This is a genomic window from Rhodopirellula sp. SH410 (genome assembly GCF_055811895.1).
The window spans coordinates 4,658,912-4,678,601 of the sequence record NZ_CM147949.1; the positions used below are offsets into that span (position 1 = coordinate 4,658,912).

Sequence of the window (19,690 nt, forward strand, 5' to 3'; positions counted from 1 at the left end):
GGAGGCCCTGGTTTGACTGTCGAGGAGTCGCAGGCTCTACATGAACCGTCGTCCTAGTCGCCTATTGCCCCTGTTCCTCCTAGTTGATGGCCAATTGGAGCGAATTCTTTCGCTGGCGGCGCATTGCCACCGCTCGAAGCAGATTCCAACCGGCCAGCTTCAGTAGGATCGAAAGCTTCACCGCATTGTGGCCGCGAACGCGGAGCCGACCCAAGCCCATCATTCGCTTGAGGCAACCGTTGGTCCCTTCGATACCCGACCGCCAACGGTAGCGATCGCGGAACTCGTCGCTCTGCTCGTGGCGACGACGCGCGTCGGCTCGAACCGCACTGCCGGTAAATTGAATGCGGCCGGTCGGCTGCGCGGTGTCCCGATTGCGTTGAACGCGGCAGTGTGCAAGCAGCGGACAGTGCTGGCACTTCTCGGGATCCATCTGTGCGAAAGTGTAGTCGCCTTTGGCGTTGTAGTTGGTCGACTCGGGAGCGTGACCAGCCGGGCAAGACTCCAGTTCACCGGCGCAGTTGAGCTTGAATTGGTCGTAGCCGATTTCATCAGCATCGTACTTCTTCGAGCCTGGCACCGGAGCGACCAATTCGACGCCTTCTTGCTTAGCCGACTCGACGTTGGCGTCGCCACCGTAAGCGGTATCAGCCAGCAGTTCGTCTGGCATGGCGTCCCGCTTTTTCAAGTCCTCCAACACCGGCGAGACCGCATCGGCGTCGTTGTCCGCAGCGGTTTCGACTTTGGCCGAAGTAATCAAGTTCGGCTCGCCGTCTTCGTTGAACGTCTCGGCGATTTGAACCTGGTATCCGGCTCCTTTGTGACCGCTGTAGGTCGCGTCGGGATCCGACGGATTGACGATCACATGGCCGCCGGTTTTCTTGCGAACTTCGACGAATTCTTCCCGAAGTTCGCACTGCTGGTTAAAGATCGTTTGCAGTTGTTTGAAGGAGTCCCAGTCGCAGATCGGTTTGGTTTCGGTTAATTCATTGAGGATTAAGCAGAGGTCTTCGGCGGCTTGCTGCAACGCAATTTTCCGCTGTTCGGTAGTGCGTGCGTCGCCAAAGATTCGGCTGTCGGATTGCTTGCGGTAGCGGGCCAAAAGCTCGTCGTCAAATCGGTCGATCAGCCTAGCCGAACCCGACTGAGCGTCGTGCTTTTCGACTTTCTTGAAGAACCGCCGCAGGGCCACGCCGATCATTTGGGCGCGTCCCAGGGTGGCCATGTCGCTGAGCACATGGGTGGAATCGAGACGCTGCTTTTTGACTTTGACTTCCATGCTTTGCAGCAGGGTGTCGGTAACGCCTGCGAAGATCTCCTCACTGATCTTCTCGTTGCTTTGCATTCGAGCGATGTAGCGTTCAATGGTTCGCTGAGTGACTTCGGTGCTTGGCTCCAGGTTCAGTGCGTACTGGATGTCGGTTCGGAACAGCAGTGCTTCGTGGGCCTGGGGGACAGTCCAACCTTGAAAGTCACGGATCCAAAGGAGCGCGATGATCGCGTGCAACTCAAAGGTTGGTCGTCCTTGATCGTCACTGAGATGCTCACCGACGAGGCCGATGGGCATCTGCTCCAAGAGCACGTCGCGAAGGAGGCCCTGCCATCCGTTGTCGATCATCTTTCGCCCCATGGGGCCGATGACGCCCTCGAACGGGTCGAAAAGTCTTTGCTGCGTAGGTAGTTCGATGGTTTTCACTGACTAACCGACCACTCGAAGAAAAAAGCTAAATCCAGACAGCAAAAGGTAACGCATCTCGCCCACGAAAGATGCTGGTAGCATGAGACTTTTGTCGGGCGCGTCTGTTAAAGATCCTGTTCTGGATGGATCTTTAACAAGATCCACTACGCCAACTATTGATCACGCGTTGCTTAGGCAAGAGATATAAAGAGATTAGGAAGAGAAGAAGAGAATAGGGACAGGCAATGAATAGTTGCCTTCGATCGCGGCTTGCGTACCATTACCAATGGTTTCGCTGCTCAAAACCGTGACGCTGATGGAGGTGATGAAGATGCCCAGGCAAGCTCGTGGGGAAGTGATCGATCCGAATGAGATTCAGATCCTCCACTGTATCGAGAGGTGCGTCCGCAAGGCGTGGCTCTGCGGAACCGATCCCGCTACTGGAGAGTGTTTTGAGCACCGCAGGGGCTGGATCCGCGACCGAATGGAATTCCTCGCCTCCGTGTTCGCGATCGATTGTCTGACGTTTTCGATCATGAGTAATCACCTACACCTCGTTTTAAGAAGTCGCCCGGACGTCGTCGCGGCGTGGTCGGACGAAGAGGTCGCCCAGCGTTGGCTGCGGCTGTTCCCCGAACGTCGTAACCCTGACGGCAGCCCTGCCGTGCCGGCGAGACCGGAACTGAACATGATCCTAAATCAGCCGGCGGTTCTTGCCTCACGGCGTCAGCGACTGTCGGACGTGAGTTGGTATATGCGCTGTCTCGCCGAGCATATTGCTCGCCGCAGCAACGCCGAGGACAAAGCTCGCGGCCACTTTTGGGAAGGTCGTTTTCGGGCACAGGTACTCCTCGATGAAGCGAGTTTATTGGCGTGTGCAGCCTACGTTGATCTCAACCCGATTCGTGCCGCCATGGCGGAAACGCCTGAATCGAGCAAGTACACCGGCGCCAAGGACCGGATTGACGACTTGACTCAATGCTCCGATCGGACCCGCCAAAGCACCCATGACTGGGAGCGAAGCCGCGGTCGCCAGCACAGTGGCTGGATGAGTCCGATCGAAATTGACGAGCAGAGCGATCCCGTCGGGCCGCACCTGGATCATTCGGGCAGACGAGGCAGCCTGAAAGGTTTCCTAAGTGTCTCGTTGGCGAGCTATCTGGAATTGCTCGACTGGACGGGCCGTCAACTCCGCAGTGACAAGGTCGGTGCGATCCCCTCGCACTTGCAGCCGATCCTCACACGTATGGGCTTGGATACCCATGCCTGGTGCGACGTCGTGAGCCGATTTGGGCGGGTGTTCAAGCGGGCAGCGGGTAGCCCAGAACACCTCGCCGAGGAAGCGGCCCGTCGCGGTCAAGGTTGGCTCTGCGCCCGTGACAACCCACTCGGGATATCGTCGGCCTGACCGTCTTCGGAAAACCATCCACTTTGATTCCCTCCGGGGTCGCTGCTGCGCCGATATTCGAGAATCGGATCAGAATCAGCCCAATGCTCGGTGGTGGCACTCTGCGGGGACCGGATCGTAGTTAAATCGGCCAAAAAACAAGCCGCAGCCTGAGCTGAAAAGTGGGTGGCCTCTTTCTTTCGCTGGATGAAACGTGAGTGCTCAAAGTCGTTCGCTGCGAATCTCGGACGTTAGACAAAGATTGTGGTGACCAACCAGTTCTCAGTTTGCCAGAGCCCGACGCAATGCTCGGTCAGGATCGCCGTAGAAGACCAGTTCGAGGTTTTCTACGACTTCCTCTGGTAACGCTGCGAACTGATTTTTATTGGCGATTGGAACCAATGCTCTGGTCGCTCCGTTGTCTACCGCGACTTGAAGTGGTTCGAGGATGGAACTGAGCCCTTTGATGTTCCCTTGGATTGTGAGATCTCCAAGGATCACCATGCTGGTATCGACGGGACGATCATGGATGGCCGACATCATGGCGATAAAGAACGGAATACCACAGCCGGCTTCAACTCTTCCGCCCGTAAGCTCGACAGCTTCAATCATCAGGTCTTTCTGGGCGATCGATGTCGTTAGGCCCATTTTGTCTTGATTGACCTGCAGGTAGGAAAACGCGCGTTGAAGTGACTCCTTCAACGTCTTCTCCATGCTGGCCGGTGATTTCAGTTTCCCAGTGCCCGGCAAGCAATTGACTTCGATCCGGTACAGACCAACATTGGCTTCCAAGTCGATCACACCGGCATAGACAGAACCTGCCGGCAATGGATCTTGGCTGATGGAACCAGTTCCACTTTGTTCGGGAACAGCGACCACAACTTCGTGATTGGTTTCATTGTCGATGTACGAAAAGCTGGTCTTGTGAAATTCCGTGAAGTGTCGCTTCTTCAGCTGTTCTTTCACGCGACGGCGACCTTCTAGCGCCAACTCAACGTACTCTCGCACCTCTTCCTTCTCGTACTTTCCGTCTGGATGTAACAGCTTCACGAAGCCGCTCACCGTTCGTCGGACAGCTCTGGCATCTCGGCCCTCGACGTGATTGCCCAGCCGGTAGAACTTCTCTGTTGTGTCTGTCTGGTTGCTCTTTGCCAGATGGCGAAAAGCTTCAGCCAGATAGTCTGTCACGAATCCGTAATGCTTAGTCAGGATGTCCGTTGAATTCTTCGGCACTTCCCAGCCGGGCAGGTAAAAGTGCAATCGGTCGATCAATGCCAAGTCGAATTCTTTGGGCAATGGCTGGAACAGGTCGGTAGCGGAATTTGCGACCAAAGATTCCACCGGCTGATTAAGGTTGCCGACGAAAACCAGCGATGCCTCGGCGGTAATCTGAGCCACGCCCCGACTGAATCGTCCATTTGCCGCATAATCCTTCATGATCTGCATCACATCAGGATCACTGACCTTCATGCCGCCCACTTCGTCAAACGCAACAACATCCCAGTAGCCAACTAACCCGACTTTCCGCCGAGCATTGTTGTAGAACAGGTTTGCACTGCTGGCTTTGCCACCTGAAATAAGAATGCAGTACGGGGAGAACTCACTGTATGCGTATGACTTGCCTGTGCCGCGCGGCCCGAGTTCAATAAAGTTGTAGTTGTGTTCGACGAATGGGATCAGACGCGACAACAACAGGAGCTTTAGCCGACGATCAAACGTCTGCGGTTCCAAGCCGACGCTACGAATCAGGATGTCAATCCATTCATCGGTGCTGAACTCTGAACGAAGCTGGGCATATTCCTCGAAGTCGAATCGAGCAAGCTGGACGGGTTTGATTGCCGCGATGTGAAAAGGACTGCCTTTTGGTCCGTCGTCATTTGCGTGGTATTCGACATCTGTGATTGCCCAGATGCCACCTTCAAGCAAGCGCTCATAGCGGCGGTAGTATTCCTGTGCGACGTGGATACGGTTGAATCCAAAGTTGTCCATCGAAGCCCAATACTTCGATTCGCTTGCCAAGAATCGAACGTCGATGCGATCGATAAAGCGATACTTCCCTTTCTGCTCGACAAGCGACTGCGCCTTGTTGGCTTCGTCGTGGCGGAAGTAGTTCCGAGTCAGCGTATCCTTGACGGCCTCGATTCCAAGTTTGATTTCCTGCTCGTCATCGGACGCGCAATATTTTCCGAGCAGGTACTCAAGCACGTACGAAGGAACGTTCTCTCCACCTTTGAGTTGATGTAGCAGATCCTTACGCACGACTTTGCCGGCGAATATGCGAGTAACTTTTTGATCAAGTGCGTCCATCGACACGGTATTTTCCCTACATCAACATTTTGTTTTTCAGTGTTTTTCTTGCCAGAACGACACCCGGTCCATCGGCGGCGATCACACGCACTTCAATTTGCTTTCCTTCAAAGTCATCATCAACTCGCAGAGGAACCTGAGTCTCGCCTTTGCCCAGCGTAATCAAACCTGTATTCGGGTCACGTGCGTCACAGTCGGCTGCTTCACCAATGGAATTGGCCTTCGCACCGGTCCCATCATACGCTTCGAGTCGAATAAGCAACGCCTCATCAAACAAACTGTTGTGAAACAACTTCAGTCCGATGATCGGACTGGTGAAGCTGTCGGTTCGGTAGCGGATCTGTATGTCCGTCGAACTTGATGTTTCTTGTTTGGCCTTGGTTGATGTCAAAACAACGATCGGAAGAACGCACTCCTGCAGTGATATCCCTTCATGGAAGTATCCGGCACCTGCTTTGAAGACGCGGAAACCCGATGCGACGGCCATTTCTGGAACAGGGACATCAATGCCCAACTTTTCTGTCTTGATGATCGTCACCCCGCTGGCCGGCCCGGTACTGTGACCGAGCAGGCAACGTCGCTTCTCAAGTTTCCATTCTCCCGGAGGTTTCTTGATTGCGTCACCAGCAGCGATCTCGGGAAGAAGTACATGACCGTGATCCGCCACGTACACGAAGTGCGTGTAACCCAGCTTCGCTAGGCGGTTGGTTGCAGTCACCAATTCACCAAGAATACCACTCATGTGCTTACGAGCCTGATACAGCGGCATCACTTCACCGTAGGCATCCATCTCCTGAGTACGAACAACGACCAAATCTGCATTGGCAATCTGTTTTGGAGGCCGCTTGTCTTTGATCGTAAGCACGCTCTCCAGTGTGGCATCAGCAAAACGGTCACCGAATCGACTTTTGAGCAGTGACTTTCTCTCTGTCACTCCCGGCATCACATCATCGCCAAGGGCAGGCAGCAGGTCGTTCTTCTTTTCGATGATCTTCCACGCGGCTTCAGCACCGGGCATGAGTGCGGACATTCCGAATGGCGTCACCGTAGGCAGAATGCTGACTGAGGACTCCACGCGGACGTTACCGTGACCTTCCAAGCTGGCTCCCAGATCATGACCCATTTCGTAACGCATAGAGTCAACAAGGAAGTAGGCGACTCGTCCGCCTTCTGCCAGAAGAGGTGCAACATGCTTATCAAATGTTTGCGTGTGCCGGCTCGTTGCTTCAGGGGGCCATCCGTCGCGGGCGACAGCTTCCAAGAACGAGTCCTGTGCCTTGCCGGCGATCGCGAAATACTCTTTGCGACACAAATCCACCAACGGTTCGATTTCCTCGTCTTCCGAACAACTCGCTGAGCCATGTTCTACTAATCGCTGGTGTTGGTCGATCAACCACAGCCCGTTATCGCGACTGACATAATTCTCGACGTGCTGTTTGGGACTTTGCGATGGTGGCAGGATCTTCTTGGCACATACCTTGGCTATTCGCAGGAAATCGACACACCTCTCTGCGACCTTCCACAACAGGGCCCGTTCCCCCAGAGATGACCAAACCGAACTGCGTCTTGCGTTGATTATATTGGCAGCAGCATCCAAGTCACCTGACTTGACCAGTTCCGGCAGACGCTTCAGGAACCTTTGTTCCTCGAAAGGGAACGTGTCACGAACTCCAAGTTGGTCGCAGTCTTCAAACGATTCACGAAGCTTCAATTCGTCTTCCAACCGCTGAGCCAAACTAATGTAGCCCTCACGGAAATCATCGTTTCTTCGCATTCGATCGCAGACTGCAAAGATTCGGTCTCGGTGAGCAGTGTCGGCAACGGTTAGGTCGCTCAGTCCATCCGGCACTGCAGTCTGCAAGTCGAATACAAATTCTGACAACAGCACATACGCACCCAACGGGGCTAGCTTCGCTTCGACTTTGGCCTTGCGCGGTGGAGGCGAATAGCCGTACTCGTCGTGCAACATCCTCTGCAGTTCATCAATAACGCCGGCAGTCCCTTCTATCTTGCCGACAATTCCCTTTTCACAAAGAACCTTGGCGACCACATCCATCGGTGAATCGGTGCCCAGACAATCCTTGATGAGCGGAAACGACTGTCCGACTTTTAGATTGTCGAGCATGGTAAGCGTTGGCTGACCCTCATCGAACAGTCGATCGATTTCACCAGATCGATCGGGCATTGCCTGCCGTGCCAACGATTGCAGCTTGTCACCTTCGTCGTCACCAAAGGCCGCGCCAATAACAGCGAAGACCTCAAACGGGTCTTCGTACCTTTCTTCTTCTCGTTTGCCACGACCTCTAGGACAGTAAACCAGCAAATGTTTGTGCTTCAGTTCCGAATCATCCGGGTTGTTGATCCCAGCCAGAACACGATCGGATTCACGTCGAGACTGGAGAGTTGACAGCGATGTATCGACGACGATGCAGTTGGGTACGGTGAGTTTCGCGACCAATTCCGTGAAGGACTGTTCTGCGTCATACCAGACGACGACACGCTGCTCTTCAAGCAGATCGACCAGTCGGCGGTGAATGAATGTGCTTACGCTCATATTGCCTCTACGCCTTTTTCTTTCGTGATCGTTTCGGTGCCGCACTTGCCACGAACAGTTCTTCTCGATCATGCGCAATGGCAAGCGAACGATCCGATCGGCATTTTTCTGTTACTTCGTCGGTGCGAATGTTGAACGCCAAATGCGACCAGTCATATTCACCACTCTCAATCGACTGCCAGCATTCTTCGCAGTCATTGGACCAAGGCCGGTGACGAAACAGTTCATGAAGTGGCGCGGCGTTGATGATCACACCATCGTTTAAGTCTGGGCGGTAAGGCAGATCAGCGATCCGAAGCAATTCGGTCTTCAAATCATTGAGTTCATTCAGAAATGCCTGCTGTTCAGTAAGTTGATCTTTCAGACGCGTTTGCTCAGCACCGCTCGCCCCAGCCAGTTCTTCTTCCGTTCGTGTTACTGCTCGCTGAACCTCGTCAATCTTTCCCAATTCCAGATATTGGTTGACGATGGTGTAAATGGTCTGATCGGTAAGCCGGTGATAGTAAACCCAAACCGTGTATGAGCCCGATGCAGTAGACAAAGGCCAGTAAATGGGAGCCTGACGCCGGCTCTTCTTGTATCGTGAAAGATGATGAGCAAAGAAATGACTTGGCGTCCGAAAGAACTCTCGGATTGATTGCACACCAAGCGTTTGGCAAATTTCCAGTTCAATCGCTTCTGCGTGATGCGGCCAAATCTGAGCGATGCCATCTCGCACGCGGCTCACAATATCCGAGTCATGAGGGCGGTGTCCGTCCAGTCCGGGATCATCGACAAGAATGCCGTTGTCGGCGATTGTAATGGGGTAGCTTGCAGGTGCCGCCGTGAGCGGCAAGCCGTCATCGCCGACGAGCATACCCGGTGAACACGCAGGAAGTTCTGCAAACGGATCAGCAAGGTCGGGACGAAGATTAGGATCAATTGCTTTCCGTAAGTCCCACCGTCCGAATGCAGCACCAACCAAGTAACTCAGCGTCCCTGCCGCTACTTCCTGCAAATCTTCTGAACGCAGAAGTTCAGCTTCCTGACGAAGTTCAGCAAAGCGTGCTGGTGTGATCTCGAACAAACGGCAGATTGTTGCTTCGGAACGAAGTGATTGTTGCTTCTTACGACGAGATTCCACTCGGACATCCGCAGAAGCATCTTCTCCACCGGGAAGACGGTCGCCGGGCAACACCTTTTTGGTCAGGTACGCGTCGCGGAACACGTCAGCATCAATGGCTTCAACGCATTCGAGTTGGTTGAGTGGGAACTCCAACTCCTCACTCATTATCTCAAAGTCGCTCTCCGTAAATCCGAAGGCTGCGGCTACGACACGATCGAGTCCTTGCTCAGACTCAGACCATTGAATCAGTCGGTGTTCACGTTCCACTACCCATTGCATAGTAGATTGACGAATTGTATTTGCAGAAAACTTGACTGCAGGTGGAACGGTGAAACCGGTCGTCGTTTCATCGACATCAAACTGCGCGATACGGACTGCATCAATTGCTTGATTAGTCAACTCTCCGATTCGTCGTTCCGCATCATCAGACAAATCCGGGTATGGGAGAGCCCCGATTAGTCCCACTTCATATGATTTAGAGGCCGAGCCGGGCGCGTTGTCGCCAGCACCAAGGCGGACTGAGAGAAGTAGCCTGCTCGGACGGGTCGTGAGGATTCCAAGTAAAACGGCTGGCGAATAGCCTGCTTTTGTGATTGCGGCTGGGCCCTTATCGCCGAAGGCGCACCCTCTGGAGAACACTCTTGGCCCAAACGGACTTGTTGTGCGGCGAGGCCACGTAATACCACTTGACCCAAAGAACTGCGTGTTCTGTGGGCGTCCACTACCTAACGCGATAAGTTCTTCGCCATTGCGAATCCACTTTAGGGTGAGATGAATGTCGTCAAAGAAAGGCGAGTATTCACCGCCTTTTGCAAATCTGGGCCAAGTACCCTGCAGTGACAACTCCGACGGAGGAACTTCCCAAGCCAAACGCAGGAAACGAAAATCTTTTCCGCTTGCGAGTCCCTGCTTAACATCCGCAACATCTGGTTTGATCGCATGTTTTGGGGAATATAGTTCGATCAATTCGGTTGACATCCAGTATCCATAGACGGCTTTCGGCATGTCCAAGAACCGTTTCGCGTTTGCGATAAACGCGGATGGATGCAACGTGCCATTTTGCACCTGCAAAATAATTTCGGACAGCATCTCCTCTTTTCGTCGAGTCTTTAAGAGTCGCGTCCATATCGCTTCCGTTTCCTCGGTCGCACCTTTGCCAATTATTGTCGCAATCGTTTCTACCTGTGCCTCCAGTACGAAAGAGCCGAGGTCTGCAGCAGTTTCGATGGCCCCAAGTTTGGTGAATACGTTCGTGCGGAGTTCCTCAAACGTGGGTAAGCCCAGCCAAGTACGATTGGTAATTGCGCCTACCTTGCCCCCCTCGGAAAGCCATTGAAGTGTTCGTTCAAAGAACATTCCGTAGAGATCGTTGCTCGTTAAAGTAAATGCGTCATCAAAGAACTTTTCGCACTTCACCGGGGGCTCACCAAAGGGAGGATTCATTAGAACGACATCGTATCGATTCCGACACACATCGATGAACGCGAACCCCTGAGCGGCATCCTCTTGAAACAACCCACGACGAACCGATGCTCCATTTGTAGCCTGATCAGCGTACCGACGAAGTGCATCGACAATCCGGCTCTCTGCTTCGTGCCAAAATTGGTCATCTGTGACATCAGAAAAATCCAATGTTTGCTGCTTGTCCTCTTTGATGGCGTCCAACTCGCCGACGGAGAACAACAGCTCATTTCCTTGTTTGTCTCTTGCTTTCTCCCATTGGTTCGTCCATTCTTTTTGCGCGGCAGCGATCGATTCGCTGATCAACTCGTCCACTTTCAAAAGTGAACCTGCTTCGCCGGCAAGTTCCATCGACTCGAAGACACGTTCAACCAGTTGTCCGAGTAGTGGTGGCTGTAGCGTTGCAATAAACTCAGCACGCAGGTCTTCTTCTCCGGGCATCGGCTCAGCAGTCACAATGTTCGACTTGCCGATTCGCGGACGATCCGCTGGCGATATTTGCAGTTTTTCATAGCTGCGTTGGGCTCGCAGCCAAAGTGCGAGAGAGGCAATCTGACATGCGCGTGAATCAACATCGATGCCATGCAGGTTATGACGAAGGATCAATTCTGGTATCGCACGTCGCAGCTCGTCTTCGGTCGGGTAATCGACCTTTAACGTCCGCCCCGTCGCTTCGGATGCCGGTGGCCGTTGATCTTCCCATGCTTCAAGATAAATCGTCTCCAACAAGTCGAATGCATACAGCAAGAAATGCCCGGAGCCACAAGCAGGATCGAGCACTTTTAGATCGCGAGGATCTTTCTTTGCACGATACGGAACGAAAAAGTCATCTTCGAGGGATAGCTCCGTGTCATCGTCGTCTGACGCAGGTGGTTGTTGCCCCGATGAAAGGAACACTTCATTCATTCGACGCACGAGAAATTCACATTCATCGGTGATTGCCGTTTGACCAGTACGCATCTCGTACCAGATTCGGCCCAGAGTATTGTCCGTCAAAAACTTGACAACGTATCGTGGCGTAAAGAACTGATTCCGCACCGCCAGTTCGCGTGAGTTGCGAGGCGCAGAAACTTTACGCATCTCCCGCCGCTCTTTTTCGTCATTAAAGTCCTGATAGATCCAGCCGATGGTTTCATCCAACTTCCAAAGGTTGGCAACGTCAGGTTTGTTGAGTTCCGTGACGACGGCCTTCAGGCAGTCTGGACCCGGAAAGATCAGTGATTGAACGGCTCGACGATCGAAGAGCAACCCGAGATCAATCGCCAGCTCGTCGAACATGTGTTCAAGGAAAACTCGATAGGTCGTCTCTCGATCACCGATGGCATTCCTTGCCAACTGCTCATACAGCTGAAACCCTGCCGATTCCATCCCCTTCGAGACACATTCGATGATCAGGCCACGCCGTCCGTCCCCACGTTCGGGACATTCGCACGTCCGCATGGCGGCAAGTCGATTGAGAAAAGTAAATGCGGTTTCGTGCTTGATACGAAACACAGCATTTTTCCGGCGTGTTGCCTCATCGCCAGACGAATCTGAAACTGCCAAGTGGTCGAGCCACTGCCGAAGCGCGGTAGCGATCTCTCGTCCTCGATCATCAAGTCGAAGTTTCGTTACATCCGATGCCGTACCATCCGGCTGAATGCCGTAAACCGACTGCAGTTGCGTACCGATATCAGCGGAGAGAAGCCGCCTGCATTCAGCGACCATTCCTGCGAGGTGGTTTCGAGTTGTCTTGTCAAATGCCATGCTAACGTCTCGCCCTGCGGTTTCTTCGCGCTTGCTGTGTGATGCGTTCCAGACGACTCAACAGTTTTCCGTACGACGGCGAGTAGCCTGCCATGTACGATCCAAAACCGAGTGCCGCCGTCAGTTGCGGCTGATGCGCAGTTGGTGAATAGGGCTTCGTTGTTGCCATGCACTCGGATACCTTGCGTTTCGAGCCACCCGGTTCTTCGACATCGTAACCATCGCGGAACTTCACCTGAGTGTGAAAAACGCCGCGTTGCTTCAGTCGGCGGTAGCCTGCGAGAAACCATGCTTCGTATTCACGATTCGCAACAACAACCTCTACCGGAATTCCATCCGCTGCCGCTTGCGCTCGGCGCGTCAGTTCTGGGCCAAGTTGTTGGTCAGCAGGTTTCCCCCGACGCTGAATGCACTCTTTGTCGGAATCCAATATGACCAAGATTGCATCTGGCCGTGCAGCACGAGCCCGTCGCACATAGTGCTCAATGCCGTTTTCACGTTCCGCATCGTACGGAGCGATCATCGCACTTTGCGGTGCGAAGACAGCTTCGTCGGTCGTGTAGAAATTGAAGAAACGCCGGAACTTGAACCAATTCTTCAGGAGGATCGGCACTGCGTCTTTTTCCCCGTCGCCTTCCACGATTGGAATGATCAAGTACCTAGTCCTTCCCGTCATCGGTGCCCACCTGAAAAAGATCTCCTATAACTTCTGAAGGCTGGTCTTCCTTCCAAAGCGAATTAGAACGAAGCAACCGACCCACGGTTTCAGGCGGTTCCAGTAATTCACGCGTGCCTTCACCAATCCCAAAGACGTAACTCCTATCCGACTGCCAATCAACAATTCGCACATTGTCGGCGTTGACAGTTTCATGTGACAGTGCGTCCGTGCTGTGTGAAGAAACGACAACTTGGCAATGATCAGTGCTGGTTGCTTTAGCAGCATTCATTAGCGATGAAAGCGCCGCTGTATGAATGGAGGCTTCAATTTCGTCAATGAAAACCAGCGATGGTGCCGGCTTCTGCCGCAACGCGACTAGCACTCCCAAACTGTGAAGTGTTCCGCTTGACATGTCAGTCGCCACGAACTCGGTGTCTTTCCCGCCCATCGTCTGTGTGAAACGAACAACACGCCTTCCCGCCGAAGCGCCTGCCCGGATTCGACAAATATCGCGTGTCACGGCATTCATGTGAGCGATGATCCAGTCCATCTCTTCTTTGTCGTCGTCTAAGCGTCGCAACACGTCGCCAAGATTTGATCCATCGCGAGCGAGCGACTCCTGACTTCCAATCCGCGGCTCTGACTGCATGATTTGCGGTGAAAGATCGTATACGAGCATGCGTCGCAGAACGTCAAGCGTCATCTGCCAGACGTCCTCTTCCCCAGCCACGAGCGGAAGGACTAACGACTCGCGATGCACCGATGGCTTTGCTGATCTGATCTCCGAGTTGAAGGTTCGACCCTCCCGATAAAACGAAAACGATTCTTTCGGATACGTTCTGAGATACTCTCGCTTGACCTGAAACCCCGAACGTCCGCGATAAGGACTAAGCGTGAAGCCATACAGCACATTCGTATGCGTTGTTGGTGTCAGCGGGATCTGTAGGTCGATTGCAATTTCCAAGTCTTTGCCAACGGAACGTTTAGTGCCTTCGACCGTTTCGACACTTTCTGGGATATCGCCGGAACTGCTCGGGCGATGCAGAATCGAGTTAATGCCACCACGGCGTTCCAACGCCGTCAATACGGAATGCGTCACTGCGTCCTGCACAAAGTCAATCGCTTCCATCAGCGTGGACTTACCGGCCCCATTTCGACCAACAATCACCGTGAAATCGTTAAGCACCAAACGTGCATTCTCGAAGCCACGAAATCGTCGAAGCCGCAATTCACGAATATGCGGTCGCGTCAGTTTCTTTTCGTTTTCCATAATGCCCCGCTAATCCTTGAAATGGATTTCTTTGTATTCACTCAAGAGCGTCACCAATCTCTCTCGAAGATCACTGATCCACTCGTCAAGGTTTTCCGACGTGATCGTCACCGGCTCTACAAGTTCCTTTGACGAGATGTTGACGATTGTTTCAGACTCTTCTTCACTCAACTCTTCTTCGGGTTGCTCTTCGGGAACACGTTGTTGAACCTCATGCGATAACGTGTCCATCAGACCTGCAAGGCCCATTCGACGCGTGAGCAACAATCGCAGGTCGGCGAGTTCTCTGTCTGGTCGAGGTTGGGATGGCAATTCCGATGATGTCATTCGACCAGCAATATCCTGACGATCATCGGGACTCAATTTGACCCAATCCGGCAAGCCTTCTAATTCGTTGCGAGAGTCTTCAAGTTGATCGTCGAACTGCTGTCGCAGTTCTGTAAATCGTGCGGAAATGTTGTCATTGATTCGACGGACGGCTCCACGTAACGCAGGCAACTGTTCAAAGAAGTTCTCACTCTGCTTGATTGTCTCAACCGTCTGACGCTGATCTTCTTCAAGAATCACCGAGGACTCGCCTTTGAACAGTTCGTCCAACTCGTCAATCGCGTCGAGTTGTTTTTGTGCTTCCCGGATAAGCCGTTCTCCGTCGTCGGACAGAGCTTTCAGCACCAACTTGGACCACTCGATGTCAGCTGGCAGTTTGCAGTCAGAAGCCCCTAAGACCATCGCCGCACCGCTTGCGTCTTCTTTCAAAAGGTCTGCACACGTTTGAAGCAATTGCTGAGCCCGATCCCGTCCCGGAAGTTGCAGCAAACGGAGTCGATCTGGCAGCGAGCCAACACTTTCGAGAACTGTTGGGATGTGTGTGCGTACGGCTCGACTGATGTGTTCTTCCAATGGAAGAACTTCGATGGCGAACAGTTCTTCCAGTCTTCGAGCAGCTCTGTCCATTGCATCAAGTGGCGGACGACTATCTCGAATCGAAACACCAGCTCGATTGAACGATGTGGTTGACTTGAAGGCTTCAATTGCCTGTGGGCCGGGAGTTGTGACTGTCCCTTCCCCCGTGTGCAGTTGAACTTCACCTGCTCGAAACAGGGCCGCGAAGATGTATCGTGTTGCATCCTTCGTCCAACCGTACTCCGATTGGAAAAAGCGATCCTGAAGGACTTTGCCTTGAATGCGACCAGACCCGGATGCTTCGGCAAGCTCGGCAAAACAGCGTAGTGCTTCAACCAAGACATCCTTAGTTGTCTGAACGGCATATTTGCCACCAACTTTTGCAACGAGTTGCAGTGGGTCTTTCTCGCTGGGCATCCGGTCAAGACGCTCGACTTCCAAAAACTTTGCCGCGATGTCAGTGTTTGGACGAATCGGAGCATCTTTGAATTTGGGAAAGACTGTTTTGGCAACTTCACCCACGATCTGCCGGCAAGCTGCATCGAGAGTGCTGCCAAGCTCTTTCACTGGCTTTGGTTGTGATTTGAAGATGAATAGGCCCTGCTGCAACAGCGTCTGCTCAATCAGCTTTTGAGCTTCTTCCTGACTCTTGTTCATCAGGGCGCGTTCACTTCGCAGGAACTGTGCTACGTCTTTGTCGGCATCACGTTCAGGGATGGTGCCGATGATGAAGTCGGAACGCCGAGCTTCGATGAGTTTCTCTTCAATCTCATCCGGGAGCGTGACCAAGAGTGCCACAGTGTTCTCAAATTCACGCGTGTTGTTCGTAGAGAGCAACAGATCTTCACGACGAGCATCAAAGCTCTCGGCAGAAGCCGGCTCAATGCGAATTTGGATATCGTTGCCTTCGCCCACAACCGGCGTCTTTTGGTAGCAAATCCCAGCTTCAACCTTCTTGATATTCTCCAGCATTGATGACGGCAGCTGTTCAAATATCCGTGCCAGTAACTGCGAACGAAGGCGATTGATCTCACCGCCTGTCGGGTTGTATTCGTTTCGCTTGTCGCGATAGACCTTGATTCCTTCGCTGAGAAATCCGTAGCCCCCGGTCTGAGGATCGTTTACCAGTCCCGATTCTTTCTCTCTAATCAGCTTGGCAAGTGAATCCTTAACTGGTTGGTCTTGAGGTTGCTCACCCAATTCTGGATACAGCAGCGCGGCAATGTTCTCTTCAGTTCTTGGGAAGTGTTCCTGCAAGGGCTGAAGTGCTGCAATGGCCTTCGCAACACGAACGGTAAAGGGATCGCTGGCGAAGATTCTCTCAACCTTTTCAATCCCGTTAAGAACGTGTGGAAGCACCTTGCCGATATCGTTACGCAACGTGTCAAAGAAATCGTCAGCGCAAGCGAGTGTTCCCACGGGCCGATCTGCCAATGGCTTTTTCCCAGCTGGCATTGGAGTTCGACTGACATTAACCAACAAGTCTTGGATTACTCGAATTGCAGATCGCAAGCCCACACCACCGGTCGAGCGTGCCAGCGTTCGGATCAACTCCATCAGCAAATCAAAGTGCTGCGGAAGGAATGGGTAGAAGCGGGCAAACGTATCTGGGTCCAGATCCGCATTGAACAGCGACCACCCTTCGAGCTTGGTCGCAGTGATCAGCTTCTGACCTTGCTTGCCAAACCTTTCCTTGAGTGCTTTGTGTGATTCTGGATCTTTGGTGAGAAGGCGTAGGTACGTGATTTCCTTGATGTCACGAGCGTCCAGCTGGATGCTGATTGGAAATCGATCTCGCAGTTTGTTGAGTTCCGCAGAGTTGTATGCCGCTTGTTCGACAATTTCCTGAAGCGTTTGCTGACCGGTAGCCGCAATCCAAACACGCCCTTTGCCAAGCTCCTTCAAGTTTCGAGCTAGACCATCAAGGTTGAGAATCAACTCACCACGCGGAGCAACATACTGGCCGGCTTCGTCAATCAGGAATAGCACGTTTTGGTGCTTGAAGTGCCGGCGAACCAAATCCACCATTCGCTCAGCAAGCTCACGAACGTTCAACTCCAACTCGAACTTTGTGCTTCGGAATTCTCCCGGTTCATACTCACTGAAAAACTGTGGCACCAACTGGTCAGCGCGTGCCATTGCGATCAAAGGGTCGTTATGGATGTCACTCCACTCACCTTTGTTCGGAAATTTCTTCTTGTACGCCTTCTGAAAGTCTGCGTACCTGCCTTCTTTGTCGAGCCGAAATTCCAGCTCTGCGAGTTTCTTTTCCTTCGAGAAGCCGATCTTTTGCAGAACCTTCCAATACAGAACCTTAGTGACCGGGGCCGTTGCTGTGTCGGCCAACTGTTCCGCTCCGAGGTCGAGCATGATGACAGCGGTAGGCTCGTTCTTTGCAAGAGTCTTGAGTTCAGACTCAACAGCAGGTGAGTTGAGACGATCGCTCAGAAGATCAATGAACGGTGTGCCGTTGATCTTTCGATCTGGATCAAGCGCAAAGCCAAGGTACTTGGTAAACGAACTCTTACCAGATCCATAGAAGCCGGAAACCCAAATCCCAACTTCTGTAATGTCACCGGTGCGTACGCCGGCACCAAAGTGCTCGACAAACTTCCTGAAGCAAGCCTCAACATTGTCGGTGACTTCGTACTCTTTGATTTCTCGTTCGAGCCAGTCGGGATCATCACGCTGATAATCAATGACCTTCTCAATTTCCCGATCGATCTTGCGATCAGTTGAAAATAGCTGCCGAATCGTTTCGCTCATGCTGTTCCTCCGACCAACGTTGATCGGTAGTTTCCGTCAACTGAGTAGAACCCAAGAAACTTGAGGCCGTACTGCCCCGATCTCTTTCCCGGATAGAAGATGACCATTGGTACTTTCACTCGATCATGAAGTCCGCTTTCTAAGGTGCGAACTCTAAAGTACGGATGCAGCAGTCCGGTGTCTGTGAGAAACAGGACGCGATTCTCGACCGGCTCAGAGACCAATGCCGCTACTTCCCCAATCAGTCCATCATCTCCACGCAAAACATCTCTCATCGCACTGTTGATATCAGCGGGCTCGGCATCTGGTTCAGCTTCGAGCCATGATTCCCATCGCCCCGAATTATCGATAATCTTCCACGCCAGTTCCGCCATCGAAACGGTTTGTACCTGCAAGTCATCCTGCCGCAGTTTTGCTGCCCAGAGAGGCAGTTTCTGCTTCAGTTCGAGTGTCTCTTCAGGCGCATGAATGAAGTAAAAGACCGGATCACTCTTTGCTGGATTGAGTGCGTCCGTTCCCTTTAACTGAGACTGAAGTAGTTCAAATGTTGAGTCCAGCGAGGACATCTACAGCCTCCTCCATAGTTGATGCGTTCCATGTAATGCGAACGACGTTGCCTGCAGCTTGAAAGACCCACAAACCGTGTCTGCTAAGTTCATCAAGGCTTTCACGAACAACTGCTTTATTGCTCTGCCAGATCGACCAGTCCTGATGAGCCACAACGCCAGCGTCAGATTTGCCAGAGAAATGCAGGTCGTAAGCCAGATAGGCAACAGCGACGGGATGCGGTCGAAAAGAGAGAATCTGCCTCGGCTTACGAGAGTCGGTAGACAAGAGTCCGAATTCAGCAAGAGATTTTAGGACACCGCGAGAAACCTTCTTCTTTGTTTCCGCCGCCCACGCAGATTCCATCATCCCGTTTTCCTCAGCTTCACAGAGGAATGCCACCGCTGTGTCAACGGAGACGGACAACCGCCCTTCGTTCATTGCGTCAGCTAAGAACACGGTGATTGAATCCCGAAGCAGGCGATCCGCACGAGCCGCGTACAGAAGACACAAATCCCGGAACCAGTCGTTGGAACTTCGGTTCTCAACGAGTCGCTTCAGATGGCGTGCGGGACAGCCATCAGGGTTGAGTAGCCTTGGCGCAAAACATCGCTGAACAATATCTCGAACACGGCGTGCCGTGGCTTTTCCTAAGAGGTCATCTTCAAGGGCACGCTCAGCCAAGCTGCTTGAATCCTCATCAACTCTCCATTCGCGCAAAAGCAGCCGAGTCTCGGGAAGGAGTGCGGCTCCTTTCGAGATGCGTATCGTGTAGGGATCGCTTATATGGTCTGTCATTACGCTACTCATCGTCCGCTGCCTCGAAGTAGGGATACACTCGCTGTTTCTTCGCGATGGACGCGGCATACAGCGAGGCAATGACCCGTGGCGTCGAAGCCTTGTTTATCTCTGCAACTTTGCCGAGCGACTTCGGTCCCTTGGCAAACTTGACATCACTACCTTCAGACATCTCCTGCAATAGCCGAACGATGTCGGCAACATCGGTCGGCAGTGACCAGTCGGCAAACTCGTTCGCAACATCAACCAGTTGGTGCTCAATACTCGAAGGAAATCGAAACAGATGAAACGAACGAAGCCCGGTCTTATCATCGTGATCACGTCTGGCTGCAACGGTCGCCGAAGAGAGCGCAGCAACCCCAGTGCTTCTCGGGAAGATACGCTGCCCAATGTTCATTCCTGTTGGCGTAAGAAACTGACTCTTCCACCAAGGTTCACTGACACGCTCACCCAATGCCGCGACCAGAAGTCGTGCTTTTAGGAGTCCGTCGATGATTGAATTGTTCGCCAT

The 19,690-nt window shown here is 52.8% G+C and carries 11 protein-coding genes; 1 reads left to right on the forward strand and 10 read right to left on the reverse strand.

Features of this window, described 5'->3' with window-relative positions; translation table 11 throughout:
- Positions 1-79: 79 nt before the first annotated feature.
- A complete protein-coding gene (locus tag SH410x_RS17050; protein ID WP_473669183.1) occupies positions 80-1,696 on the reverse strand; it encodes a transposase in 1,617 nt (538 codons plus the stop codon).
- A gap of 268 nt (positions 1,697-1,964) precedes the next feature.
- Here SH410x_RS17050 and SH410x_RS17055 point away from each other — a divergent pair, with 268 nt between their 5' ends.
- Positions 1,965-3,086 (forward strand): transposase, encoded by a 1,122-nt coding sequence (locus SH410x_RS17055; protein ID WP_473669185.1) that lies wholly within the window; start codon positions 1,965-1,967, stop codon positions 3,084-3,086.
- A 261-nt stretch (positions 3,087-3,347) separates the two neighbouring features.
- Here SH410x_RS17055 and brxL read toward each other — a convergent pair whose 3' ends face one another.
- From brxL to SH410x_RS17100, 9 genes are read right to left on the reverse strand one after another with little or no spacing between them, the layout of a single operon-like run.
- A complete protein-coding gene (gene brxL, locus SH410x_RS17060) occupies positions 3,348-5,372 on the reverse strand; it encodes a protease Lon-related BREX system protein BrxL (protein ID WP_246146905.1) in 2,025 nt (674 codons plus the stop codon).
- Between the two features lie 16 nt (positions 5,373-5,388).
- Positions 5,389-7,926 (reverse strand): PglZ domain-containing protein, encoded by a 2,538-nt coding sequence (locus SH410x_RS17065; protein WP_473669187.1) that lies wholly within the window; start codon positions 7,924-7,926, stop codon positions 5,389-5,391.
- A gap of 7 nt (positions 7,927-7,933) precedes the next feature.
- Positions 7,934-12,238 (reverse strand): BREX-1 system adenine-specific DNA-methyltransferase PglX, encoded by a 4,305-nt coding sequence (gene pglX, locus SH410x_RS17070; protein ID WP_473669189.1) that lies wholly within the window; start codon positions 12,236-12,238, stop codon positions 7,934-7,936.
- A gap of 1 nt (position 12,239) precedes the next feature.
- Positions 12,240-12,893 carry a DUF4276 family protein gene (locus SH410x_RS17075; RefSeq protein WP_473669191.1) on the reverse strand — a complete coding sequence of 218 codons (654 nt, stop codon included), beginning with the start codon at positions 12,891-12,893 and terminating at the stop codon, positions 12,240-12,242.
- Positions 12,894-12,897: 4 nt separating this feature from the next.
- Complete coding sequence (locus tag SH410x_RS17080) at positions 12,898-14,166, reverse strand: AAA family ATPase (protein ID WP_145167964.1); 1,269 nt, start codon at positions 14,164-14,166, stop codon at positions 12,898-12,900.
- A gap of 9 nt (positions 14,167-14,175) precedes the next feature.
- Positions 14,176-17,835 (reverse strand): BREX system P-loop protein BrxC, encoded by a 3,660-nt coding sequence (gene brxC, locus SH410x_RS17085; RefSeq protein ID WP_473669194.1) that lies wholly within the window; start codon positions 17,833-17,835, stop codon positions 14,176-14,178.
- Entirely contained in the window at positions 17,832-18,401 is a 570-nt protein-coding gene (locus tag SH410x_RS17090) for a BREX protein BrxB domain-containing protein (RefSeq protein WP_473669196.1), read from the reverse strand. Before SH410x_RS17090 ends, brxC begins: the two co-directional genes overlap by 4 nt.
- A complete protein-coding gene (locus tag SH410x_RS17095; protein ID WP_473669198.1) occupies positions 18,376-19,191 on the reverse strand; it encodes a BrxA family protein in 816 nt (271 codons plus the stop codon). The genes SH410x_RS17090 and SH410x_RS17095 overlap by 26 nt, the downstream gene beginning before the upstream one ends.
- Positions 19,184-19,690, reverse strand: coding sequence for a BrxE family protein (locus tag SH410x_RS17100; protein ID WP_473669200.1), 507 nt, complete (start codon positions 19,688-19,690; stop codon positions 19,184-19,186). Before SH410x_RS17100 ends, SH410x_RS17095 begins: the two co-directional genes overlap by 8 nt.